We start from the raw sequence: 21,426 nt of genomic DNA, 5'->3' as shown, positions 1-21,426 counted from the left end.
TCGGAAAGAAGGACAAGGGTGAAGCAAAGCGCTCACACCCAAAATAAAAATAGGAAGATTCATGCAAAATGATCAAAACAGCAGATCCGGACTCGGACTGTTAAGTTATATATGGAACAACTGGATCTCGACCTTTATCGTTCTGCTTTTACTGCTGTTGACTTTAATCATTGGCACGGGCGAAATGATTCATGGCCAATTATTGCGTACAGGTGAAAAGCTGTATGGCAATGAAGCGATTGGGATGCAGTACTCGTTTTTACGCGCTGAACCTGTTGCACCTGATTGTGATCGTCATCCGAATGTTGATGCAATGGTGCAGACCCAAATGAAGCAAAATGCAAATGATGAGTTTGCAGATATCTTCGGTAGTGCCTCTGAGTCGGATGTACGTGCATCAATCATGGCGGGTGTGCAGCAGTGTGAAGAAAAATTCCAATTTTATGACAAAGCTAAAAAATATTTGGATGATCATCCAAGTATTCGTACTTATCGTGCAGTTGAAACAACATTCTTCGGTATTTTCAAATTCGGTTCTGAAAACCGTGTCTTGATTTTATTGTTGATGGTTTTAGTCTCTGCAATTACTGCATCAATAAAATTCCACCATATTGGTCTACGTGCACCAACAACCAAATTAGATTACCGTGTATACGCGTTGTTTATGGCGATAGGTAATGGTTTATTAACTTTCTCTGTATATAGCCAATTTAATTCGGTTTTAAATTCAGGGGTGAAATCGACCACTGAAACCTTAGCTGTCTATTGGTTGTGGTTGGCGCTATTTGGTTTAGTTATGCTGATCAGTATTTTCCAGTTCTTTAAAACCCCAGCGGTAAAAGAACAAGGCCCAGGGAATATTGGTTTTGCATTACTGAGTGTACCACTGTATGCCTATATGGCCATTATTACAGGCGTAGCATTTACTTTCTTCATGGACTATCCAATGGGGCAAGGGATTTATTTGGGACAGTTGGTTGAGTTCTCAGGTATTTTCTTAAACCTAGCGTTATTCATTTGGGCAGGTATGTTACTCACGCAAACACGGGTGATGGATCTGTTCTTGGGGATTTTACGCCCATGGAACTTGGCCCCTGAAACACTGACTTGGTTAATTTTGATTGCAGCTGCTATTCCAACAGCTTATACAGGTGCATCTGGTATCTTCGTTGTGGCTGCGGGTGCCATTATTTATAAAGAAGTTTGGAATTCTGGCTCACGTCGTCAATTTGCTTTGGCCGTGTCTGCAATGTCGGGCTCGCTCGGCGTGGTGATTCGTCCATGTTTATTAATTATTTTGATTTCAATGCTCGACAGTCGTCATGTCACTTCAGATGAGTTATTTGATCATGGTATTTATGTATTCTGGTTAACTGCATTTATTTTCTTAGGCATTTCTTTGTTCTTGGCGGAAACACGTTTCCGTGTGAATTCACCGAAAGTTGCAATTCCAGGCATGCTTCGCGCATTTATTCCAGTCATTCCATATATTGTGATCACATTGATTGTGATTGCATTCTACAAATATGGTCTAGACACCAAGATGGATGAGTTCACTGCACCTGTAGTGTTACCAATTATTTTAATTGCTTACATTATGTTTGACCGTTGGTTTGCGGATCGTTTTACTCCAACACCTGTCGATCAACATGCACATTTGGCAGAACAGCATGCTCAAAGCTCAACATTTATGCGTGAGCATGATGGACAGCGTCGTGGCTTTGGTAGCTCGATTTGGTTTGCATCATCAGAAACAGTTGGTCATATTGGTGCGCTGATTATCCTTATGGCACTCTCTGCAAGTGTAGGTGGCTTAATTGAACGTACTGAAGTTGTAGAACTATTACCGACACATTTGGGCAATATCTATATTTCATTGGCCTTTATTGCATTGCTATTGGCAATTATTGGTATGACCACAGACCCATTTGGTGCAGTTATTTTGGTTGCGGCTACAGTTGCACCTGTAGCGTATGAAAATGGCATCCATCCAATTCATTTCTGGATGATTGTACTGGTCGCATTCGAGTTGGGTTATGTCTCACCACCTGTTGCGCTGAATCATTTGCTGACACGATTGTCCGTTGGTGATGATGAGGTTCGTGAAACGGATGCCGAAGCAAAAGCGATGTACACCAATTTCTACTATCGTTATGAACGTTGGATCTTACCAATTTTGGTGTTGTTCCCATCATTACTGATTGTGACTTATGCGCCGTATGTATTGAAGTTATTTGGCTGGTACAAGTAACAGCATAAAAAAATGCACCTTCGGGTGCATTTTTTTATGGGAGATAGACATTTAAACGTTTTTATTTTAGCGACGTGCCTTCAACCACTGCGGTCGTTTGAATAAAGGATTACAGAGGACAATTGCCATAAAAATAAATGCAAATCCAATTAGACTATAAAGATCTGGAAGCTCATGCCACATGAAGTAACCCCAAGCACCCGCAAAAATAATCGCAATATAATTGACTGGTCCAATTTCGCCAGCAGGTGCGAGTTTATAGGCATTCGACATAAAGAGCTGACTGATATTGGCCAATAGCCCAGCACAAATGAGGTACATTAATTCAGTGAATGTATATAGACGCCATGACCAAAACATTGGAATGGCTGAAATGAGCGTGCCAAAAAAGCAAAAATAAAACACGATGCGTTCAGGTGGTTCAGTTGCTGTAAGGGCGCGTACGGTCACAAAGGCCATGGCTGCTAAAAAACTTGCACCTAAACCAATGAGCGACAATTGATTGAACATGCCAGAATCTGGCTTTGCAACGCACAGTACCCCAATGAGTCCGACCAATGCCACAATCAGCATTTTTGCAGTGATTTGCTCTTTGAGAAATAACCATGCAATTAAAGGAATAAAAATGGGGGATGAATACGTAAACACCATCGCATTGGATAGTTTTAAATGGGCAATTGCATAGAAAAAACCATACATTGCGATCAGCCCGACTATGGAGCGCCAAGTATGCATCCAGAGTTTTTGAGTTTTAAAAAAGCCAGTACCTTTTTTGAGGATAAGGGGCAGGAAAATGAATAGGCCTACTACATTGCGAAAAAATACAATCGCGGCATTGTCTACACTCTGTGAGGCTAAACGAATACAGACGCCCATAATTGAAAATAAAAAGGCGGACAGCATTAAAAAGCCAATTGCTTTAACGGTGGTATTGGATGAGGGGAGTGAAGACATAAATAATAGGCCAGAAAATCTGATGATATTCTAGCCTGATTTAGATGCAAAACTAAGTATTGAATGACTTAGTGTTCTTGTGCCAGTTGTTGCTCAAGTAGCTTAAGTTGCTCTTCTTTTAATTTAATCAGCTGATCAGCATCAGCATGCTGTGCCTTTAGGGTCTTTTCTTGCTCTGCGAGTTGTTCTTGCAAATCGGCAAGCCGTGCCTGTTCCTCTTTTGCTAAAGAAGCATTTTCAGGAATAGGCGCTGTTAAAATATCGTCAGTGACCAGCGGCTTTGACTGAGTTGCATGATTCGCTTCTACTGCACTTGCTTCTTGAAGGTTGATTTCAGAAGCAGCGGTTTCTTCAGTACTTGCCTCACTTGTTGGCTGACTTGAGGCTTCGCTCGCAACCGTATCATAAACTGGTGCTAGCTCTTCTACTGGAGAAGTGAACCACTGATAAGCAAAAAAAAGCGCAACCAGTACGCAGAGTCCCCCAATAATCCCGATTAAAAGTTTCGGGCTATTTCTTTGATCTTCTGCCATACATAGACCTAAATTGTTATTTTGGCTGACGAGGTTTGAATTGAATGACACCAATTTCATCGGGCACTGCCGGAGTCTCAGGCTCTTCTACATGCGTCGGACGGTTTTCGGTATAACCGCAATCAATGCATTCAATCCATTCATCATCATTTGAGCTAAGCATGACAACACGGTCCATCGCTTGACACTTCGGACATTTGGCGCCAGCAATAAATCGGCGTTTAATGGTCATCATACTTACCTACTATAAAATTAAGGTCCTTAGTTTAAGAGTTTATGAAGCGTTCGTCCAACCTTGGTGACGAAGCAGTGCATCTATTTTCGGCTCGCGTCCACGGAAATTGACAAAAGCGTCGAGTGCAGCATCTTTTCCACCGACAGCTAAAATGGCTTTACGGAAATCATGCCCTGTTTGCGTGTTGAAAATGCCTTCTTTTTCGAAGCGATCAAAAGCGTCACTGGCTAAAACTTCAGCCCATTTGTATGAGTAATAGCCTGCAGCATAACCACCTGCAAAAATGTGGCTAAAGCCGTGTTGGAAGCGGTTATAGGCAACGGTTGGCACCACAGCAAATTGGCGACGAATTTGATCTAATTCTGCCTGAATTTGAGTGGCATTGAGTGCCGGTGTTCGGCTGTGAATATTGAGATCAAATAGAGCAAATTCAATTTGACGCAGTGTTTGCATACCCGATTGGAAAAACCGTGCATTCAGTAATGCTTGAAGTAAATCAGCGGGTAGGGCTTGCTTGGTTTCGATATGTTCACTCAGTAGGTCTAGACTTTCTGTATCCCATGTCCAAAACTCCATAAACTGACTAGGCAGTTCAACAGCATCCCATGCTACACCATGAGTACCAGCCACAGAGATATTATCGACCTCGGTTAGCATGTGATGTAAACCATGGCCAAATTCATGGAATAAGGTGTTCACTTCATCATGTGTTAATAATGCAGGTTGGTCACCAACAGGTGGGGTGAAGTTGCACACCATATAGCAAATTGGCTTCTGTAGGCCATGCTCAGTTTGCATGCGTGAACGGAAACCGCTCATCCATGCGCCACCGCGTTTGCCCGTACGTGCATAAAGGTCAAAGTAAAAACCACCAATCACAGTGCCTTGATCTTCAAGTTCAAAATAACGTGCATCTGGATGCCATACAGGTGCTTCGCGCTCGACAACCTGTACGCCGTATAAGCGGTTGACAATGCTAAATAGGCCTTGCAAGATTTTAGGCGCAGGGAAGTAGGGCTTAAGTGCTTCTTGTGACAGATTAAACTGTTGCATTTTGAGCTTTTCTGAGTAGAAGCCTGTATCCCAAGGTTGTAAGTCTTGAATACCATCTGCGCTGGCAATGCTTTTTAGTTCTGCAACTTCTTTGAGTGCAGGCTGGCGTGCATGTTCTGCAAGGTCAACTAAAAATTGATGTACTGTTTCTACATTAGGTGCCATTTTGCTGGCCAGTGAAAGTTCGGCATAATTGCCAAAACCCAAGAGCTGTGCCATTTCCTGACGTAAACTGAGAATTTCCTCCATTACTGGTGTGTTATCAAATTCAGATGCATTGGCTTGGTCAGACGCACGTGTGGTATAGGCCTTATACAAAGTTTCACGTAATGCGCGATCCTCAGCATAAGTCATAATGGCCAAATAAGAGGGAATATCTAAAGTTGCTACAGGCTGTTGCAATTCACGCTGCTGACCGTATTGTTTTAGCAATTCCACGCTACTGTCTGGTAAGCCTTTAAGCTGTGCCTCTTCTAAAGGAAGTACAAAAGCTTGGGTTGCATCTAGTACATGATTGGAAAAGTCTGATGATAATTGTGATAAACGTGCAGAAATATCAGCATAGCGCTTTTTAGCATCACCTTCTAAAGCCACGCCTGAAAGTTTAAAGTCTCGTAGAGATAACTTGATCGCACTTTGCTGTGCGGCAGGGAGTGTTTCAAACAAGGCACCGTCACGTACGTGCTGATAAGTTTGATACAACACGGTATGTTGGCCTAGAGCGGTATAGTATTCACTGAGTGCTGGCAATAGCGATTGATAAACTTCACGTGTTTCTGCATTGTTCATGACTGCATTGAGGTGTGATAGTACGCCCCAAGCTTCGCTCATATTATTTTCTAGGGTATCGATCTGTTCGAGTACAGCTAATTGTTGCTGAATACTGTCTGGAACTGCAGTTAATTCATCTAAAAAGGTTTGGCCTGATTGAATCGCTTGCTCAATTTGCGTTTTAAGTTGATCTAAAGTGATTTGATCGAATTGTGGAACAGGCAAAGTTGCCTTTTCTAATGTCATTGTGAGATGCCGTAGTAATTTCTGATGTTATAAGTAGATGTAGGGGTTTGAAATACATAAATCAAGGCTTTGTGGCTATTTATTCTGTGTTGGTTTGACAATTTGGATGGATTCGATCTTTTGGATGTAGGTGCCAAAGTACCCCTGAATGACCGATACCTTCATGAACAGATTTTGATTTTTGTAGTGTTCATATTCATCTGCACTGATTCGAAACATACGAGTAGAGTCATAAGGTGTTTGGATGGAATGGTAGACGCTTCCTTTTTTACCATGTCCTTTGACAGCACTTGCTTCAACGGTCACAACAGTCGGTGTACCTAACAGTACGGTATGCAGTAGAGGGGGATAAAACACAAAATTTAAATAAAAAATCAAAACAGCAAAAAGAGGCAGTAGCAGTAAGAAATAGAATTTTGGTCTGTTCTGTACATTTTTCCATGTACGTGGAATGACCCATTCACCTTGTCGATGAAGCACATAAAAGTAGAGCAAAATTACCAAATAAATGAATATGGCTAAAATGAAAGCACATATTTTGACGTGATCCTTTGGGGTGAAATCTAAACTAAAAATGGCAAAGAGCGCTGTGATGGTCAGTAAGAAAAATGCGAACAACACATAATTGTGATAATCATATTTCGAGATCTTCTGTGGATTCATTGTTTTTAAGTAACTTATTTTTTATATGAGTATATTAAAAGAAAAAGAGCACCGAAGTGCTCTTTAAATCAAAGATTTTACTGACAATCAGGATCTACGACATAACTGGTTTGCGCAAATTTTTGCCAAGAACCTGTCGCTGCACCATCTACAACGAGAATAGAGATAATTCCCCAGTCAATTAAGAGACCTAAAAGTGTCGTTGGATCAAAACTTTTTTGCGGTGTAATGGCTGTTGTTTTACAGCCTTGCTTCTCTGCTTTGATGACATAATTTTCTTTTTTCTTGAATGTATAAACAGCTTGGTTTTTGCCCATATACTCTTCATTGACATAAAGCTTGGCATCTGTGTTATTACTTCTAATATTAATGGTTTGGCTTGAACCATTAAACATCGTCGCACAACCTGTACTGAAAAGCATGCTGGCGATGAGTAGTGAAGTTGAAATTTTTTTTCATATATTACCCCTAGTAAAGTGCTAAAAGATAGCGTTTTCAAAAGATTAGTCAAGCTTAGTAGACCAAAGAGTCAATAAAAAAGAGCGCCGAAGCGCTCTTTTTAATCCAAGTAAAAATTACTCAGTCTTTGCTTTCGCATTTGACTTTTTCTTTTTTAATTTGGTCTTTTTCTTTACTTTATCTTTAGCCTTTGCTTCAGATTTTGCTGTAGATTTTTTAGCAGACTTTTTGCCGTAGGTGCTGGGTTTTGATTTTGGCTTTTTCTTTCGAAAGGGACGTTCTCCGTCTTCACTCACAGCTGGCGCTTCGTGGTTCTTCGGACGTTCGCTAAAAACTTCCTCTTTCGCTTCGCGTACCACTTTAGGCTTAGTCACACGTGGCGCTTTGTTGCGAATCGGGCGACCAGCATGGCTCAGCTGTTGAATCAGTTCAAAGTCGATTTTACGTTCTTCAAGATTAACACCAGCCACTTTAATACGAACTTCATCGCCTAAACTAAAGCTTTGGCCACGGTTTTGGCCTACTAAGCTTTGACTTGATTGATCAAACACAAAGAAGTCATCACCCAATTGGCTCACGTGTACCATACCATCGACATAAAGGTCTTTGAGGGTTACGAATAAACCAAATTCAGCCACTGCAGAAATCGTACCGACAAACTCTGCGCCTAAATGTTGTTGCATATAATGACATTTTAGCCATGTGGTTACAGAGCGCGATGCTTCATCTGCACGACGTTCAGTAGCAGAGAAGTGCTGACCTGCATCATCCAATGAGGCACCTGAAAGTGGATACTTTTTGTGTGTGAGACTGGCTTTAATTGCGCGGTGCAACAGTAAGTCAGGGTAACGACGAATTGGTGAAGTGAAGTGCGTATACGCCTCATAAGCTAGACCATAATGACCTGCATTTTTCGCGCCGTAATAAGCTTGCATCATCGAACGTAATAACACGGCATGAATGCTTGGTGCATCAATACGGTCTTTGGTCGCTTCAATCACTGCTTGATAGTCAGCTTGTGTGGGTTGCTCAGGGAACTTAAGACCCAATAACTTCACAAAATCACGGACTTTTTGAATGCGTGAAAACTCTGGTGGCTCATGTACACGGTAAAGCATTGGTACTTCATTTTTTAATGCATATTCAGCCGCAGCTACGTTGGCCAATAACATGCATTCTTCAATCAGTTTATGTGCATCATTACGTGTACGCGGTAAAATTTCATTAATACCGCCAAGCTCATCAAAGGTCATGTAGGTTTCGACAGTTTCGAATTCCATTGCATGACGCTGCGCGCGTAGATCTTTTAATACATGATAAAGCTGGAATAAAGTGTTGAGCGATTTACGCACATTACGATCTTCAGGCACCGCCTGACTATCGCCATCAAAATATTGTGCCACTTGGGTGTAGGTTAAACGTGCTTTAGAGTGCATCACCGAAGGGTAGAACTCGTAACTGGTCACACGGCCTGCACGTGAAAGGTTCAGGTCACACACCATACACAAACGGTCGACATTTGGATTCAGTGAGCACAAACCATTCGAGAGTGCTTCAGGAAGCATTGGCAAGACAAAATGCGGGAAGTACACCGAAGTACCACGCTCTTGTGCTTCGTCATCCAAAGGCTTACCAATACGCACATAATGGCTCACATCGGCAATCGCAACCACTACACGGTAGCCACCACCTGGACGTTTTTCGGCATAAACGGCATCGTCAAAGTCACGTGCATCTTCACCATCAATCGTCACTAATGGTAAATCGCGTAGGTCAATACGGCCTTCACGGTCTTTTGCAGATGGCTCTTTAAAGCTTTCCGCTTCTTTTACAACTTCTTCTGGGAATTCGTAAGGTAAACCAAATTCTAAAATAGTTTGTGGAATAATAATTTCGGTATCGGCTTTATCGGCCATAGACTGAATGATATGACCCGTCGCAAATTCTTCTTTGGTAGGGTAGTCGTCAATTTCAACACGGACTGAATCGCCTAATTTTACTTTGGCATGCTCAATCAGTTCTTTTTCTAAGGTAATCGGCTGATGCGCATTTGGATTAGACGGTTGAATAAAGTATTCACCATCGTGGATTGAGACTTTACCAATAATTTGTTTAACGCGACGCTCTACAACTTCAGTAATAAAGCCCCATGCTTTACCTTTGCGGTCAACTGAAGTCTGACGTACTTTAACGCGGTCACCATTAAAGACCTGACGTAATTCACGCTCAGGCAATAAAAGGTCGTCTTCACCTTTAATATTGGCACTGCCCATACCTTTTGAGTTGACATAAACCGTCGCATCATGAGTCGGCTGTTCAGTGGCCAATTGAAACTTAAATCCATCTTTCATTAATTGCCCATCACGTACCATTGCAATTAAGCGATGGCTCAGGGCATCAATGCTCTTTTGATCGGCAATTTCAAAATGCTCAACCAAGTCTGCATGTGACAGCGGCGCACGTTGTTCAATAATGTCTAAAATGAGCGTACGGCTCGGAATCGGATTTTCGTAACGTTCGGCTTCAGCTTTTGCTTCAGGATCGACCCAATTTTTCATAATGTCTTTGGCTTCATGTCAGAAGATAGGTTTAGCATAAGTCATGCGACAGCAGACTGCACGTAAATGATTGCAATATTGTGTGTTTGACAGGCATTTTATAACGAATGCTGAATTAATGTGCTTAATGTGGCATTTTTAAAGTGATTTTTGGGCTTGAATTTGAAAAATTGTATAAAAAATATTTAATTGAACGAAAATATGAAAAAAAGTGGGGGATAGTGCTTGCACGTATGGGGTTAACTTTGTATTATGGCGCCACGTTACGGTGAGATGGGTGAGTGGCTGAAACCACATCCCTGCTAAGGATGCATACGGGCAACTGTATCGAGGGTTCGAATCCCTCTCTCACCGCCAACTTTACTTATGTCGCGCCCATAGCTCAGCTGGATAGAGCACTTGGCTACGAACTAAGGGGTCGGGAGTTCGAATCTCTCTGGGCGCACCAATAAGTAAAGTACATAACGCAGTCTTTTAAGACGACACAAGTGAAGCGCCCATAGCTCAGCTGGATAGAGCACTTGGCTACGAACTAAGGGGTCGGGAGTTCGAATCTCTCTGGGCGCACCAACTTGAACAATAAACCGCATTTATTGCGGTTTTTTTGTGCCTGCTATTTATGCATCTAAACTCTTGTCGGTATGTTGGTCGCAGGAGCGTAAACTAAAAGTCAGTTCACAAGCCAGATTCACTGCTATTTTAGCATCAAGCATAATCACCAAGAATATAGAGCTTTGAGAATTGAGCATAGGCGTTTAATCCTGCTGTATGTTTTAAGCTGAGACTTTAAATCCACCGCTGCATTGTGTGCGGTTTTATGATTAGAATCGTGCTTAGTCACGAAGCAAAACCAAAAACTGCTTAAACACCAAGTATTGCTACTACACTCAAAACCAATTTTGGGGCTAAAACCGCAGTGAATCCCAAAGTATAAAATCATTTAAATTTGCTTGGTTTTTAATAGAATAAAGCTATTAATGCCTAATAACTAGGCAGTTGATCGTGTTAATACAAATTAGGGCTTAACAAAGCTGAAATTTCACGTATAATGCACCACATCAAGACGTCGCGCCCATAGCTCAGCTGGATAGAGCACTTGGCTACGAACTAAGGGGTCGGGAGTTCGAATCTCTCTGGGCGCACCAACTTGATTTAAATTGAAAAAACCGCATTTATTGCGGTTTTTTTGTGTCTGAATTATTTAAAATAACTCTAAATCAAATTCAAAATTTAAGCGCCAGCCTTTTGTTTTACTTTCAGCACAAAAACCGTATTGCCCCCTAAAGCAGGTAGCATATCGGAATAAGGCATGCTTCGCATGGCACGTAATAAAAATGGGGCATCCTGATCAATTTTCATGGCACTGGTCACACTTAATAACGTTCCTTGATTCATTGGTGTCAACTGCATGCCACCGCGGACAAATTTTAAATCGCCACCATTGGCATAAAATTCATTTTGCCAATCTGTGGCGTAGTTAAAGCGCATTTTAAAATCAAAAGGAATGTTAATGACACCGAGGCCCACCGAGATCTTATAGCTCGCATCCATTTGCTTATTATCTAGTTTACGGACACGGACTTGCTTAATTTGATTGGGGAATAATTGTTGATAGCTATTAGGTGTGAGCCATTGCTGAAGCTGGGCAGGGCTATGGGCATAGTACTGATAGCTGGTACTAAAACGTAATTTCTCTGTGCCGTGTGGGTAGGGCACATTTTTGGCCGTGAGCACAAAACTGACCGGCTCTTGTGAGTTTTGGCTGAGCTGTGCCACTTTGAGTTGTTCATTTCGGTCTAAGCCGACGGTGGGGAATACACCAGTGCCTAAAGGCTGTGCTTGGCTGGTCTTAAAGCGTTTTTGTAAGGATTCGAGCAAAAATGCATTGGTACCCGCAGGTATACCAAGCTTTGCATCGGGTATGGCATTCAAAATTTTACTAAATAAAAAACCTTTGGGTTGGCTTAAGTCTCCCCATTGCGTGAGGGTCACTAAGGTCTGATTCGGCGCGAGTTCAAACCATTTAATTTTACCCGCCGCGTATGGCACGGGTGCATCTAAAATCAGCGTGGAAATGCTATTGGCATCGGCCTGATGTTGCATGAGTACTGTTTCACGGAAATTCAGCACAGGAATAGGCGTTGGAATATGAATATTGTATTTAACTTGGCTAATGGAGCCTTGTTGCTCAACCACTTTGGCCGATTTAAGTGTTGGAAATAAGCCTGCATAATTGGTGTAGTTGAGCAGTAAACGGCTGACTTGCTGGACATTGGCTGGAATCACCACCGAGGCACTGTAGTATTTCCCCGTCGTTTTTTTGCCTGCTGGCATGGTGGGTAATTGTATGGACTGCGTAGGATGCGCATAAATCAAAATGCGCTCTCCTGTGAGTGAAGCTAAGGTTTGAGGATCATGATTAAATTCAGTTAATGCACTTGGAATTTGAGCTTTCCAAGGCAAAATTTTTGCAGATACATTTCCTGCAAAGATAAGACTCGTCAGCATCAGCCATGTTTTTATTTGAATCTGCTGCATAGGACATCCTGTAATATGCATTTTTTATTTGTTGGCAGTTTTAGCGCATTTTAAAGCAAAAGAACAGCGCCGAAGTGTGTATTTCTGATGCTAAAAAGAATAAGAAATCACCCTATTCTGGTGTAATATCTAGTTCAATTTATATTTTAAAATATGTATGTGAGCAGATGTCAGAGACTCAACCCGCATTGTCGTTACGTTACACCTTGAATTTAGAAGAATCTCAAGATGGTTTTGCCTTGGCTACTTTTGGTAAGAAGCAGTTCACACGCTTTATTACGCCATTGATTAGCATTGGTATTATTATTTGGGGTTTTTCTTTAGGTTTCAGTGGTGTAGGTCGCTATTACGTGGCTTTAGGCGCATTCTTTTTAATCATGCAATTGCTCATGCGCTATTGGTTTTTACCAATGATGTTTAAGCGTCAGTTTATTAAGTATCAATTTGGTAAGAGTGAGCAAGGCATTGATCTGTATCAAGATCATGGTGAAATTTTTGCCAATGAGCGTAAAAATATTTTCAACTATGCCGAAGTCGCAACTTTTGCCTCAGGTAAACTGACGTATATGTTGGAAATGAAAAACCGTACAGTGGTGATTATTCCTAAGCGCGCGTTTAGCAATCCAGCTGATCAAAGCATTTTTGAAAATACATTTAAGAAATAATTGAGCTTAAAACAGAAGGGAAGATCATGACTACACGTCCATCAAAAATTATATGTGTCGGCCGCAGCTATGCTGATCATGCAAAAGAGTTAGGAAATGCAGTACCTGATCGTCCTGTTTTGTTTATGAAGCCACCGAGTGCTTTATCTACTTTAGATGCTGGAATTGACTGGAATAAAACCCTGGGTAGTTGTCATTACGAGTGTGAGTTGACTTTGCGTATTGGGCAAACTTTAAAAGCAGAAACTGATCCACAAAAGGCATTGCAAGCGGTAGATGCGGTAACTTTAGGTTTGGATCTAACTTTGCGTGATTTGCAAGATGATTTGAAAAAGAAAGGTCAGCCTTGGGAACGTGCAAAAGCGTATGACGGTTCATGCATGTTGGCAGATTGGGTAGATGTTTCATCGGTTGTTAGTGACTGGAAAGATGTGCATTACACTTTGCAAGTTAATGATGAACTCCGTCAAAAAGGTGATACAGCATTGCTGATTTTTGATGTAGGAACATTGCTGGCAGACATCAGCCAAGTGTTTACCTTAGAAGCTGGTGATGTTGTGATGACAGGAACACCTACAGGTGTTGCGGCCTTACAGGCTGGTGATCAGCTGAGTATGACGCTACAAGGTCAGCAACAAGATTATGTTTGGACGACCTTTGTAAAATAATTGAATTCATTAAAAGGGACTGTAGAGACAGTCCTTTTTTTATGTCTGCGTGAATGTAAGGCACAGCGAAATTTACTTTAGAACAGTTAATTTGAGTAAACAGAGAGCGGTTTTTATCTGGAAAATTTTTTACGAAACTGATCGGGGCTAATATGCATCCAGCGTTTAAACATATTAATAAAAGCAGATGCATTGGCATAACCTAAGTCGAAGGCAATACTTTCTACCGTATGACCTCGGTTCAGTAAGCTCATGGCCTTAATCACTTTTAGGCGCTGGCGCCACTCATGTAATGACATGCCTAATTCTTTTTGACTGAGTCGGGCAAGGGTACGCTCAGTCATATTGTATTGTTTGGCAAGCATAGCCAAAGACAGATGATTGGCAGGGGCTTGATGTAAATCATTGAGTAAGGCTTGCAGTGTCGGATGCTCAGAATGAGGCAAATAACTGCTGACCAATTGGGCATGTTTAAGTTGGTCGACCAGTACAGTGAGTAAGCGTTGGTGTTCGGCGTTGGATACAGCATTTGGTGTTTGTCTTAAATGTTCAAATAGGGCAGAAACCAAAGGCGAGCTTAGTAAAATACCTGCTTGTTGGGGTAAGTCCTGACATAGGCTTTCATGGATATACAGTGTGCCATGAGACACCGCCGTACGATTTAAGCCACTATGTTTGACGTTTGGAGGCAACCAAATGCCGTGCGGTGGTGGGGTGATATAATCAATTTGATCAATATTGAGTTCCATAATGCCGTCAAAGGCATAAATAAACTCACCCCATGCATGGCCATGTGTGGGGTAAATGGATTGCGCTGGGTCATCTCGGAAGCTAATCCAAAGTGCAGCGTCTATATGGTCATTGGTTTTGAGTTGCATGCCCAAAGGGCGTGATGCATTAGTGCGATTTGGCATGTTGGAAATTGCCTGAATTCAATAATGACTTGTCTGTTTTAAACTATATATTTGATTTGTGACAGGTCTATAGTAGCAGGCTCTTTTAGTTTTGAGCAATGGCCGTGGAACAGCGTAAAGCACTCGATGCACAAGCATCGGGTTGGATGATTTTATTGTGTATGATTTGGGGAATTCAGCAGGTCGTGCTGAAGTGGGCCGCGCCCGATATTAGCCCGATTATGCAAATTGCGCTTCGTTCAGGTTTATCCGTTCTGTTGGTGATTCCATTACTTCGTCTGAAGCACTTTTCAGATTTATATCATAAAGACTATCTGCTTCCTGGTCTGTGGCTGGCTATTTTATTCTCAGCCGAATTTCTTTTTGTGGCTGAAGCGCTACGCTATACCACGGCTTCACATACGGTCGTGTTGCTGTATACCGCGCCTATTTTTGTTGCGCTGGGTTTACATTGGAAATTGCCAGCAGAACAATTGAATTTGATTCAATGGGGCGGTATTTTCCTCGCTTTTTCAGGCATTGTGTTGTCCTTTATGGGGCGTGGTGACACAGCAGGTGATTTAACACATGCGCTTTGGGGAGATTTTTTGGCCCTAATGGCGGGTATGATGTGGGCTTTAACCACCATTTCACTACGCTTAACAAAATTGGCAGATGCGCCAGCAACTCAAACGCTGTTTTATCAATTGCTGGGTAGTTTTTTAATTTTACTCCCATTGGCATATATCACAGGCCAAAGTACGATTCATTGGAGCTGGGTGGTTTTGGGGAGCACATTATTTAATGTGCTGATCATGTCGTTTTTTAGCCTCATGCTGTGGTTTTGGTTATTACGCCAATATTTGGCCAATAGCTTAGGGGTATTTTCATTTCTTACGCCTATTTTTGGCATGCTGTTTGGTGTGGTTTTTTTGCATGAACAGATTGAGCTGAATTTTCTGATGGGTACGGGCTTTGTGATGTTGGGTGTGATGACTGTAAGTTTGCATCGCCAAATTGCACGTACATGGGCGCATATTCATTTTATAAAATAAGCCAGCTTGGTCTGCTCAGGTAGTTCACAGTTTTATGTAAGCGTTATCTGCTCGGAAGTATTTGATCTATCAATAAAAGCTCGCGTGATAAAAAATTAAAAAGTCAGTGTTGGCTCGTGTTTTTTAGGTACGACAGTGCTACTGTGTTGCGGTTTAGAGCAAAGAGTAAATGGTGTGCAAGAACGTCAGGCATTGGATGCCAAAGCTTCATCAATCATGTTTGGCTTATGTATATTGTGGGGGCTACAACAGATTGTTGTGAAATTGGCTGCAGCAGATATTTCACCTTTGATGCAAATGGCTTTGCGTTCAGGTTTATCTGCATTGCTGGTTTTTCCACTGATTAAGTTAGCGCAGGGGCAGTCCTTGTGGTCACGCCAGTATTGGTTTTCAGGGGCATTGGTTGCAGGTCTATTTGCCACGGAATTTTGTTTATTGGCCGAAGCTTTGCGCTTTACGACAGCCTCACATACGGTTGTTTTGTTATATACAGCGCCTATCTTTGTGGCATTGGGCTTACATTGGAAATTACCCGCAGAACGTCTGACTTGGAAACAGTGGAGCGGTATTGCAATTGCATTTTTAGGCATTGTGACCACCTTTTTGGGAGGTGAGCGTGAATCATCAATGCAAAGCTTAAGTCATGTGATTTTGGGTGACTTACTGGCCCTATGCGCTGGTATATTTTGGGCCTCCACAACGCTTGCCGTGCGATTAACAAATTTGTCTGAAGCACCTGCTACACAAACTTTGTTTTATCAATTATTCGGTGGCTTTATTTGCTTGCTACCTATGACATTTATATTGGGACAAAGCGAAATCCGTTGGTCGATGCTGACTCTCACGAGTCTACTGTTTCATGCAGTATTGATTTCATTTGCAAGCTATTTAATTTGGTTTTGGTTGCTTAAAAAATATTTAGCTTCACGTTTAGGGGTCTTTTCTTTTTTAACCCCTCTATTTGGTATTCTGTTTGGTGTAGTTATTTTAAATGAGCCTTTAGAACGCGCCTTTATTATTGGTACCAGTATGGTAATGCTTGGCGTGCTGATTGTGAGTTTATCTGGGCGCGCAAAACAGCCAAGTTGCTAAAAAGTGATGTAAAGCTACGAAATAATCAAAAAGCCTCAATCCATGAGGCTTTTTGATTCAATAGGCTGAGTATTTATTTAGATTCCAAAATCGTCGATAACGGAATGGCCAATTTAGCCGCTAAATAATCATCGGACTCAATCAAAGCTGGGCCAATTTTTTCCATCCATTCATCATCTGCATGAATATTGCCAATATCTTTACGATGTGGCAGTGGATAAGGAAGCTGTGAGTAAAAAGTCCAAAAATCAATTTGTGCCAGATTACGTGCGAGTACAAAGTTATTGGTATCTGTACGGGTAATCAAATTTTGTTTTTCGAGTAATTTGACATAGCTCGGCCAGCGACCAATTTCATCACGACCTAACACTTCCAAAGCTTCGGACTCACTAACGCTCAGACCAACTTTTTGCTTTTGATAGAACAGCTCGAGCAGATCCAGCAACATAATTACTGGATGGCGTTTGCGGTCACGACTTGCATCGGCATCAAAGGCGGTAAGTGCATAACTGATTTCTACCCCCAACAACACGATATTCCAAGATAAAAAAATCCACAGCAGGAAAATAGGAATCGCTGCAAATGCACCATAAATGAGTTCATAGCTGGTGAAGTTACTCATTACAAACCCAAATAGATTTTTGAGGAGTTCAAATACGGTTGCGCTAAATAAGCCTGCAATTAAGGCTGCTTTTAGAGGTACATTCCGATTGGGAATGGTCCAATTTAAGATGAAAAATCCTAAAATGGTTAAACCAAATGAGATGAGCCACAATATAAACTCACCATCAAGTTCATAGCCTGCAAAGTTATTGTTAAGAACATTTAGCGAGGCCATGGTAGACGAAATGACAAATGCGCTGCCCAACAAGATTGGGCCTAGTGAAATAATGGTCCAGTAGCGCATAAAGCCTAAAATACCACCACGGGTTTCGGTTACACGCCAAATGCGGTTAAACACAGTTTCAATGCTGGTCAACATCATCACGGTAGTGATGAATAAAAATAGAATACCAATAACGGTTAAATTACTCGATTTATCAGTGAATGCATTGAGTGCTTTATCAAAGGCAATGGTTGTTTTAGGTAAAAAATTACTATAAATCAGTTGCTGGAGCTGTTGGCGCGCAGGTTCAAGTGCTTTAATGGAAGAGATAATCACCAAAAATACTGTCAGCATCGGCACGACAGCAAACAGCGTGGTATAGGTCAAAGAACCTGCTTGTTCACGACAACGATCGGCTTCAAAACGCCGTATAACGAATAAAACAAACTGAAACCATTTTTTGTCATAAAAGGGAAGTTTCTTGAAATATTCGGCAATCATAAATTACAGCCTCAATTGTTCTAATCATCATTTTTCAATATTCGGCTCTAAGCTTAACCAAAAACTGGACAAAATACCGTATAGTTTATTTTTTAATTACACCGCCTAAATCACCATGCAACCTTATATTTTAGTTCTGTATTACAGTAAAAATGGCGCAACCAAAGAAATGGCACACTTGATTGCAAATGGTATTGAGTCTACAGGCATGCAAGTAAAAATTCGCACAGTTCCTCAATTGTCCACCGTGGTGACTGTAGCTGCAGCCAGCATTCCAGAAGAAGGGGATATTTATTGTAGCTTGGATGATTTGGCCAATTGTGCTGGGTTGGCTTTGGGTTCACCAACCCGTTTTGGCAATATGGCATCGGAAATGAAATACTTCCTCGATCAAACCACCAGCCTTTGGTTAAATGGCGCATTGCATGGCAAGCCCGCGTGTGTCTTTACGTCGTCAGGTTCAATGCATGGTGGTCAAGAAAGCACGCTGTTAACTATGCTTCCACCATTATTCCACCACGGCATGATGATTTTAGGCTTAAGCAATTCAGCCCCAGCGCTGTCGAATACGAAAACTGGTGGTACGCCGTATGGGGCAAGTCATGTGAGTGGGCCACGTCATGATTTATCTATCAGTCAAGATGAAAAAATCTTGTGTGAAGAGCAAGGTAAACGTTTGGCACAAGTAGTACAAAAGCTGGTGGGCTAAAACCTGTAACTTTGCCTGTTTGAATGATCTACAGGCAAAGTTATTACTATACAAGTAGCAGTTATATTTGTAAAAATTTAAATATAAAAACAAAATATCTCATTGTTATAGATTGAAATATACCTATTTTGAGGGATGTAAAAAGACGACTAGATCACATTTAATACACATGCTTTTTGTACTTATCTATGCAAGCCGATTGGCTTTTCGCATATTTTTAAATTTGGGGTCTTTTATGTGGTCTTCTTCTCTTCGGTTTACTTTTGGTGTTTTTTTAACTTTCACAGTTTCTTCTGCTTCATTTGCAATGAGTGTGTTACATAGTTTTGAATTTCCGCCTGAAAAAAAGCAACAAACAACTACACAACAGCCAGTGACGACGCAGGCTGAACCACCGCATGCAACAGCGAGTAGTGTAAAAAAATAACCCAAAAGCGCTCTTTGAGCGCTTTTTTATGGGTGTACGCGTTATTCTTTGTTAATTTGCACAGCATGCTGTACAGCAAAACGGTGTTTACAGGCATTGCATTGATAGTCGAGGAAGATATTTTTATCGACTATTTGGCCTGCTTTTTTACCGACACGATGTCCTAAAAAGCCACCTGTTACGCCTATACTAATTGCACCCACGAATGTACCAATTGTTGCACCCATAATTACACCCAAAGGCCCAGCTGTTACGCCGCCAATGGCTGCGCCTATAGATGCCCCTGAGGCTGCGCCTCCGACTGTACCAGCAGCAGTGCCTGCGCCACTAAGTAAAACGCCACCAATTTTTTGTAGGGTTTGTTCGTGATTACGTGCTTCGACGTCGTTTGAAGCGCATTTTAGGCATTGTACAGTGGGAAGTTCATTCATAGTGTTGAGCTCATTCATTCTTGAGAGTGTGATCTAGATCCATCTACACAATCGTATTGATTTCAGTTGTTATTAAAACAGGTTTTTCACTGACTTATGCTGACCTAAACGACCAAATTTATATTCAGCAATTTTGTAATATTAAATTAATTTCTGAGATTTAGTTGTGATAAAAAATGATTTCAGCTGAAAACTGAAACTCGCTAAGGTGTGCAGTATAAATTTTTCAAGAATATATTGGATACTACATGCAAAAAATTCTGGCATCTGTTGCCGCGATCAGTATAAGTTTGGGGTTGATTGCTTGTGATCAAAAAAATAAAACGACGAATCAAGAACAAGTTTCAGAACAATCTTTGAAGCAATTGAATATTGGCTATCAAAAAGCAGCACTCAAATTAATTGTAGCCAAAAAGACACAAGCCTTTGAACAGGCATTTCCAAATGTAAAAGTTGAATGGAAGGAATTTCCTGCGGGACCACAAACTTTAGAGGCACTCAATGTAGGCGCAATTGATTTTGGTTATACAGGGGATACGCCTGTTATTTTTGCCTTATCTGCAAATAAACCCATTGATTATTTAGGTTATGAAATTAACTCTAAAAGTTCACATGATTTGTTAGTGCCTAAAAACAGCACAATTCAAAATTTAGCAGACTTAAAGGGCAAGCGTATTGCTTTAACTAAGGGCTCAAGTGCGCATTATTTCGTGGCACAGGTTTTAAATAAAGCCAATTTGTCTTGGCAAGATATTCAGCCTATTTGGTTAACACCTGCAGATGCACGAGCAGCTTTAGATAAAGGTTCAATTGATGCGTGGGCTGTATGGGATCCGTATGCAAGTGCTGCTGCGCTAAAAGGGGATACCCGCGTTATTTTTGATTCGTCACAATTACATTCAGTTTATAGTTTTTATTTATCTACACCACAATTTTTAAAAGCACATCCAAAAGATGCTCAAAAAATTGTTGATACATTAAATGCAACAGATGAATGGATTAAGGCACATCCACAAGAAGCGATTCAAATTTTGGCAGAAAGCACAGGCATTGATCGTACCGTGGCTGAAAAAGTACTTTCCAAGCGCCCAGATACGGTTCAAACCTATTATTTGAATGACGATGTGATAAAAGATCAGCAAAAAATTGCAGACCTATTCTCCGAATTAAAGTTAATTCCAAATCCTGTACAAATTAACGAACATGTTTGGAAAAAACAGTAATTGTAAATGTAAAAAAAGCGCCAGATGGCGCTTTTTTTTATGGTCTTTGAATTAGTCACGAACAAATTCAACAGTACCATTGCTCAAAGATTTAACACGTGCCAATGATTCAACACGGTAACCTTTTTCAAGCAAAATATCGCGACCTGGTTGGAATGATTTTTCAATCACAATACCAATACCAACAACAGATGCTTCGGCTTGATGAATTAAGTCAGCAAGACCTAAGGCTGCTTGGCCATTTGCCAAGAAGTCATCAATCACTAAAACTTTGTCTGTAGCATAGATATGTTTTTTAGAGATCGCAATGGTGCTTTCAATTTGTTTAGTGAAAGAGAATACTTTTGAGCGGTATAAATCATCTTTTAAAGTTAAAGATTGATATTTACGTGCAAAAATAACTGGAACACCAAGCTCTAAACCAGCCATCACTGCAGGTGCAATACCTGAAGCTTCAATCGTAATAATTTTAGTAATGCCCGCATCTTTAAATAAGCGTGCAAATTCCTGACCAATTTGCTGCATCATTACGGGGTCAATTTGGTGGTTTAAGAAAGAATCGACTTTCAAAACTTCATCAGATAGAACGATACCTTCGGCTAAGATTTTCTGTTCTAGTGCATGCACGGGAGAATCCTCAAGAGCGGGTGCTCATTAAAGCAAAAGCGTATTTTA

General features: G+C 41.1%; 21 protein-coding genes and 4 tRNA genes. 12 read left to right on the top strand and 13 right to left on the bottom strand.

Features of this window, described 5'->3' with window-relative positions:
* Positions 1–61 precede the first annotated feature (61 nt).
* Positions 62–2,251, top strand: coding sequence for a TRAP transporter large permease subunit (locus EXE29_RS08370; protein ID WP_120364468.1), 2,190 nt, complete (start codon positions 62–64; stop codon positions 2,249–2,251).
* Positions 2,252–2,317: 66 nt separating this feature from the next.
* On the opposite strand, the gene EXE29_RS08365 is transcribed toward EXE29_RS08370, so the two are convergent.
* The 7 genes from EXE29_RS08365 to rnr all read right to left on the bottom strand — a co-directional run bounded on the left by EXE29_RS08365 (position 2,318) and on the right by rnr (position 9,726).
* Complete coding sequence (locus tag EXE29_RS08365) at positions 2,318–3,205, bottom strand: DMT family transporter (RefSeq protein ID WP_120364467.1); 888 nt, start codon at positions 3,203–3,205, stop codon at positions 2,318–2,320.
* A 68-nt stretch (positions 3,206–3,273) separates the two neighbouring features.
* Entirely contained in the window at positions 3,274–3,738 is a 465-nt protein-coding gene (locus tag EXE29_RS08360) for a hypothetical protein (RefSeq protein WP_120364466.1), read from the bottom strand.
* A 16-nt stretch (positions 3,739–3,754) separates the two neighbouring features.
* Positions 3,755–3,964: a YheV family putative zinc ribbon protein gene (locus EXE29_RS08355; RefSeq protein WP_171356348.1), complete on the bottom strand. Its 210-nt coding sequence runs from the start codon at positions 3,962–3,964 to the stop codon at positions 3,755–3,757.
* Between the two features lie 48 nt (positions 3,965–4,012).
* Entirely contained in the window at positions 4,013–6,043 is a 2,031-nt protein-coding gene (locus EXE29_RS08350; protein WP_120364465.1) for a M3 family metallopeptidase, read from the bottom strand.
* A 75-nt stretch (positions 6,044–6,118) separates the two neighbouring features.
* On the bottom strand, positions 6,119–6,523 hold the full coding sequence (locus EXE29_RS08345) for a hypothetical protein (protein ID WP_228198758.1): 405 nt from the start codon (positions 6,521–6,523) through the stop codon (positions 6,119–6,121).
* Between the two features lie 260 nt (positions 6,524–6,783).
* The gene (locus EXE29_RS08340; protein ID WP_120364463.1) at positions 6,784–7,128 is read right to left on the bottom strand and encodes a hypothetical protein; all 345 of its coding nucleotides are present in this window, start codon (positions 7,126–7,128) and stop codon (positions 6,784–6,786) included.
* A 153-nt stretch (positions 7,129–7,281) separates the two neighbouring features.
* The gene (gene rnr / locus EXE29_RS08335) at positions 7,282–9,726 is read right to left on the bottom strand and encodes a ribonuclease R (RefSeq protein WP_213072630.1); all 2,445 of its coding nucleotides are present in this window, start codon (positions 9,724–9,726) and stop codon (positions 7,282–7,284) included.
* A 264-nt stretch (positions 9,727–9,990) separates the two neighbouring features.
* On the opposite strand from rnr, the gene EXE29_RS08330 reads away from it, so the two are divergent.
* From EXE29_RS08330 to EXE29_RS08320, 3 genes are all read left to right on the top strand, one after another.
* Positions 9,991–10,080: transfer RNA gene (locus tag EXE29_RS08330), tRNA-Ser, on the top strand.
* A 14-nt stretch (positions 10,081–10,094) separates the two neighbouring features.
* Positions 10,095–10,171 (top strand) — tRNA-Arg (locus EXE29_RS08325).
* A 45-nt stretch (positions 10,172–10,216) separates the two neighbouring features.
* A tRNA-Arg gene (locus tag EXE29_RS08320) sits at positions 10,217–10,293 on the top strand.
* A 47-nt stretch (positions 10,294–10,340) separates the two neighbouring features.
* On the opposite strand, the gene EXE29_RS17830 is transcribed toward EXE29_RS08320, so the two are convergent.
* Positions 10,341–10,472, bottom strand: a complete 132-nt coding sequence (locus tag EXE29_RS17830; protein ID WP_265936310.1) for a hypothetical protein — start codon at positions 10,470–10,472, stop codon at positions 10,341–10,343.
* A 319-nt stretch (positions 10,473–10,791) separates the two neighbouring features.
* Between EXE29_RS17830 and EXE29_RS08315 the strand changes: the two genes are divergently transcribed.
* Positions 10,792–10,868 (top strand) — tRNA-Arg (locus tag EXE29_RS08315).
* A gap of 85 nt (positions 10,869–10,953) precedes the next feature.
* Here the strand turns inward: EXE29_RS08315 and EXE29_RS08310 are convergent.
* Positions 10,954–12,231, bottom strand: coding sequence for an SRPBCC family protein (locus tag EXE29_RS08310; RefSeq protein WP_228198760.1), 1,278 nt, complete (start codon positions 12,229–12,231; stop codon positions 10,954–10,956).
* Positions 12,232–12,428: 197 nt separating this feature from the next.
* Here EXE29_RS08310 and EXE29_RS08305 point away from each other — a divergent pair, with 197 nt between their 5' ends.
* Positions 12,429–12,926, top strand: a complete 498-nt coding sequence (locus EXE29_RS08305) for a YcxB family protein (protein ID WP_106984063.1) — start codon at positions 12,429–12,431, stop codon at positions 12,924–12,926.
* 26 nt (positions 12,927–12,952) lie between these two features.
* Entirely contained in the window at positions 12,953–13,594 is a 642-nt protein-coding gene (locus tag EXE29_RS08300) for a fumarylacetoacetate hydrolase family protein (RefSeq protein ID WP_120364460.1), read from the top strand.
* A gap of 113 nt (positions 13,595–13,707) precedes the next feature.
* On the opposite strand, the gene EXE29_RS08295 is transcribed toward EXE29_RS08300, so the two are convergent.
* Positions 13,708–14,508, bottom strand: coding sequence for an AraC family transcriptional regulator (locus EXE29_RS08295; RefSeq protein ID WP_213072340.1), 801 nt, complete (start codon positions 14,506–14,508; stop codon positions 13,708–13,710).
* Between the two features lie 104 nt (positions 14,509–14,612).
* Between EXE29_RS08295 and EXE29_RS08290 the strand changes: the two genes are divergently transcribed.
* Together EXE29_RS08290 and EXE29_RS08285 are read left to right on the top strand one after the other, a co-directional pair.
* Positions 14,613–15,542 carry a DMT family transporter gene (locus EXE29_RS08290; protein WP_117007465.1) on the top strand — a complete coding sequence of 310 codons (930 nt, stop codon included), beginning with the start codon at positions 14,613–14,615 and terminating at the stop codon, positions 15,540–15,542.
* Between the two features lie 174 nt (positions 15,543–15,716).
* The gene (locus EXE29_RS08285; RefSeq protein WP_120364459.1) at positions 15,717–16,634 is read left to right on the top strand and encodes a DMT family transporter; all 918 of its coding nucleotides are present in this window, start codon (positions 15,717–15,719) and stop codon (positions 16,632–16,634) included.
* Positions 16,635–16,707: 73 nt separating this feature from the next.
* Here the strand turns inward: EXE29_RS08285 and EXE29_RS08280 are convergent, their stop codons facing one another.
* Complete coding sequence (locus EXE29_RS08280) at positions 16,708–17,961, bottom strand: YihY family inner membrane protein (protein ID WP_106984066.1); 1,254 nt, start codon at positions 17,959–17,961, stop codon at positions 16,708–16,710.
* A gap of 115 nt (positions 17,962–18,076) precedes the next feature.
* Here EXE29_RS08280 and wrbA point away from each other — a divergent pair, with 115 nt between their 5' ends.
* Together wrbA and EXE29_RS08270 are read left to right on the top strand one after the other, a co-directional pair.
* Positions 18,077–18,670, top strand: a complete 594-nt coding sequence (gene wrbA, locus EXE29_RS08275; protein ID WP_117007449.1) for an NAD(P)H:quinone oxidoreductase — start codon at positions 18,077–18,079, stop codon at positions 18,668–18,670.
* Positions 18,671–18,905: 235 nt separating this feature from the next.
* On the top strand, positions 18,906–19,097 hold the full coding sequence (locus tag EXE29_RS08270; RefSeq protein ID WP_106984068.1) for a hypothetical protein: 192 nt from the start codon (positions 18,906–18,908) through the stop codon (positions 19,095–19,097).
* Between the two features lie 41 nt (positions 19,098–19,138).
* Here the strand turns inward: EXE29_RS08270 and EXE29_RS08265 are convergent, their stop codons facing one another.
* Positions 19,139–19,528 (bottom strand): hypothetical protein, encoded by a 390-nt coding sequence (locus EXE29_RS08265; RefSeq protein ID WP_120364458.1) that lies wholly within the window; start codon positions 19,526–19,528, stop codon positions 19,139–19,141.
* A 248-nt stretch (positions 19,529–19,776) separates the two neighbouring features.
* On the opposite strand from EXE29_RS08265, the gene EXE29_RS08260 reads away from it, so the two are divergent.
* Positions 19,777–20,751 carry an aliphatic sulfonate ABC transporter substrate-binding protein gene (locus EXE29_RS08260; RefSeq protein ID WP_120364457.1) on the top strand — a complete coding sequence of 325 codons (975 nt, stop codon included), beginning with the start codon at positions 19,777–19,779 and terminating at the stop codon, positions 20,749–20,751.
* Positions 20,752–20,802: 51 nt separating this feature from the next.
* Here the strand turns inward: EXE29_RS08260 and EXE29_RS08255 are convergent, their stop codons facing one another.
* Positions 20,803–21,378 carry a xanthine phosphoribosyltransferase gene (locus EXE29_RS08255; protein WP_106984071.1) on the bottom strand — a complete coding sequence of 192 codons (576 nt, stop codon included), beginning with the start codon at positions 21,376–21,378 and terminating at the stop codon, positions 20,803–20,805.
* Between the last annotated feature and the right edge of the window lie 48 nt (positions 21,379–21,426).

Origin of the sequence: Acinetobacter sp. WCHAc060006 (assembly GCF_004209135.1) — a bacterium.
Lineage (GTDB): Bacteria > Pseudomonadota > Gammaproteobacteria > Pseudomonadales > Moraxellaceae > Acinetobacter > Acinetobacter cumulans.
Note: the sequence above shows the minus strand (reverse complement) of the source record. Positions and strands in the feature narration are given on the sequence as shown.

What these genes read in the sequence shown, in the direction of transcription:
- EXE29_RS08370 (WP_120364468.1), top strand. Translation starts at nt 62, where the DNA reads ATGCAAAATGATCAAAACAGCAGATCCGGACTCGGACTGTTAAGTTAT.
- EXE29_RS08365 (WP_120364467.1), bottom strand. Translation starts at nt 3,205, where the DNA reads ATGTCTTCACTCCCCTCATCCAATACCACCGTTAAAGCAATTGGCTTT.
- EXE29_RS08360 (WP_120364466.1), bottom strand. Translation starts at nt 3,738, where the DNA reads ATGGCAGAAGATCAAAGAAATAGCCCGAAACTTTTAATCGGGATTATT.
- EXE29_RS08350 (WP_120364465.1), bottom strand. Translation starts at nt 6,043, where the DNA reads ATGACATTAGAAAAGGCAACTTTGCCTGTTCCACAATTCGATCAAATC.
- EXE29_RS08340 (WP_120364463.1), bottom strand. Translation starts at nt 7,128, where the DNA reads ATGCTTTTCAGTACAGGTTGTGCGACGATGTTTAATGGTTCAAGCCAA.
- EXE29_RS17830 (WP_265936310.1), bottom strand. Translation starts at nt 10,472, where the DNA reads ATGCTCAATTCTCAAAGCTCTATATTCTTGGTGATTATGCTTGATGCT.
- EXE29_RS08310 (WP_228198760.1), bottom strand. Translation starts at nt 12,231, where the DNA reads ATGCTGACGAGTCTTATCTTTGCAGGAAATGTATCTGCAAAAATTTTG.
- EXE29_RS08305 (WP_106984063.1), top strand. Translation starts at nt 12,429, where the DNA reads ATGTCAGAGACTCAACCCGCATTGTCGTTACGTTACACCTTGAATTTA.
- EXE29_RS08300 (WP_120364460.1), top strand. Translation starts at nt 12,953, where the DNA reads ATGACTACACGTCCATCAAAAATTATATGTGTCGGCCGCAGCTATGCT.
- EXE29_RS08295 (WP_213072340.1), bottom strand. Translation starts at nt 14,508, where the DNA reads ATGCCAAATCGCACTAATGCATCACGCCCTTTGGGCATGCAACTCAAA.
- EXE29_RS08280 (WP_106984066.1), bottom strand. Translation starts at nt 17,961, where the DNA reads ATGATTGCCGAATATTTCAAGAAACTTCCCTTTTATGACAAAAAATGG.
- wrbA (WP_117007449.1), top strand. Translation starts at nt 18,077, where the DNA reads ATGCAACCTTATATTTTAGTTCTGTATTACAGTAAAAATGGCGCAACC.
- EXE29_RS08270 (WP_106984068.1), top strand. Translation starts at nt 18,906, where the DNA reads ATGTGGTCTTCTTCTCTTCGGTTTACTTTTGGTGTTTTTTTAACTTTC.
- EXE29_RS08265 (WP_120364458.1), bottom strand. Translation starts at nt 19,528, where the DNA reads ATGAATGAACTTCCCACTGTACAATGCCTAAAATGCGCTTCAAACGAC.
- EXE29_RS08260 (WP_120364457.1), top strand. Translation starts at nt 19,777, where the DNA reads ATGCAAAAAATTCTGGCATCTGTTGCCGCGATCAGTATAAGTTTGGGG.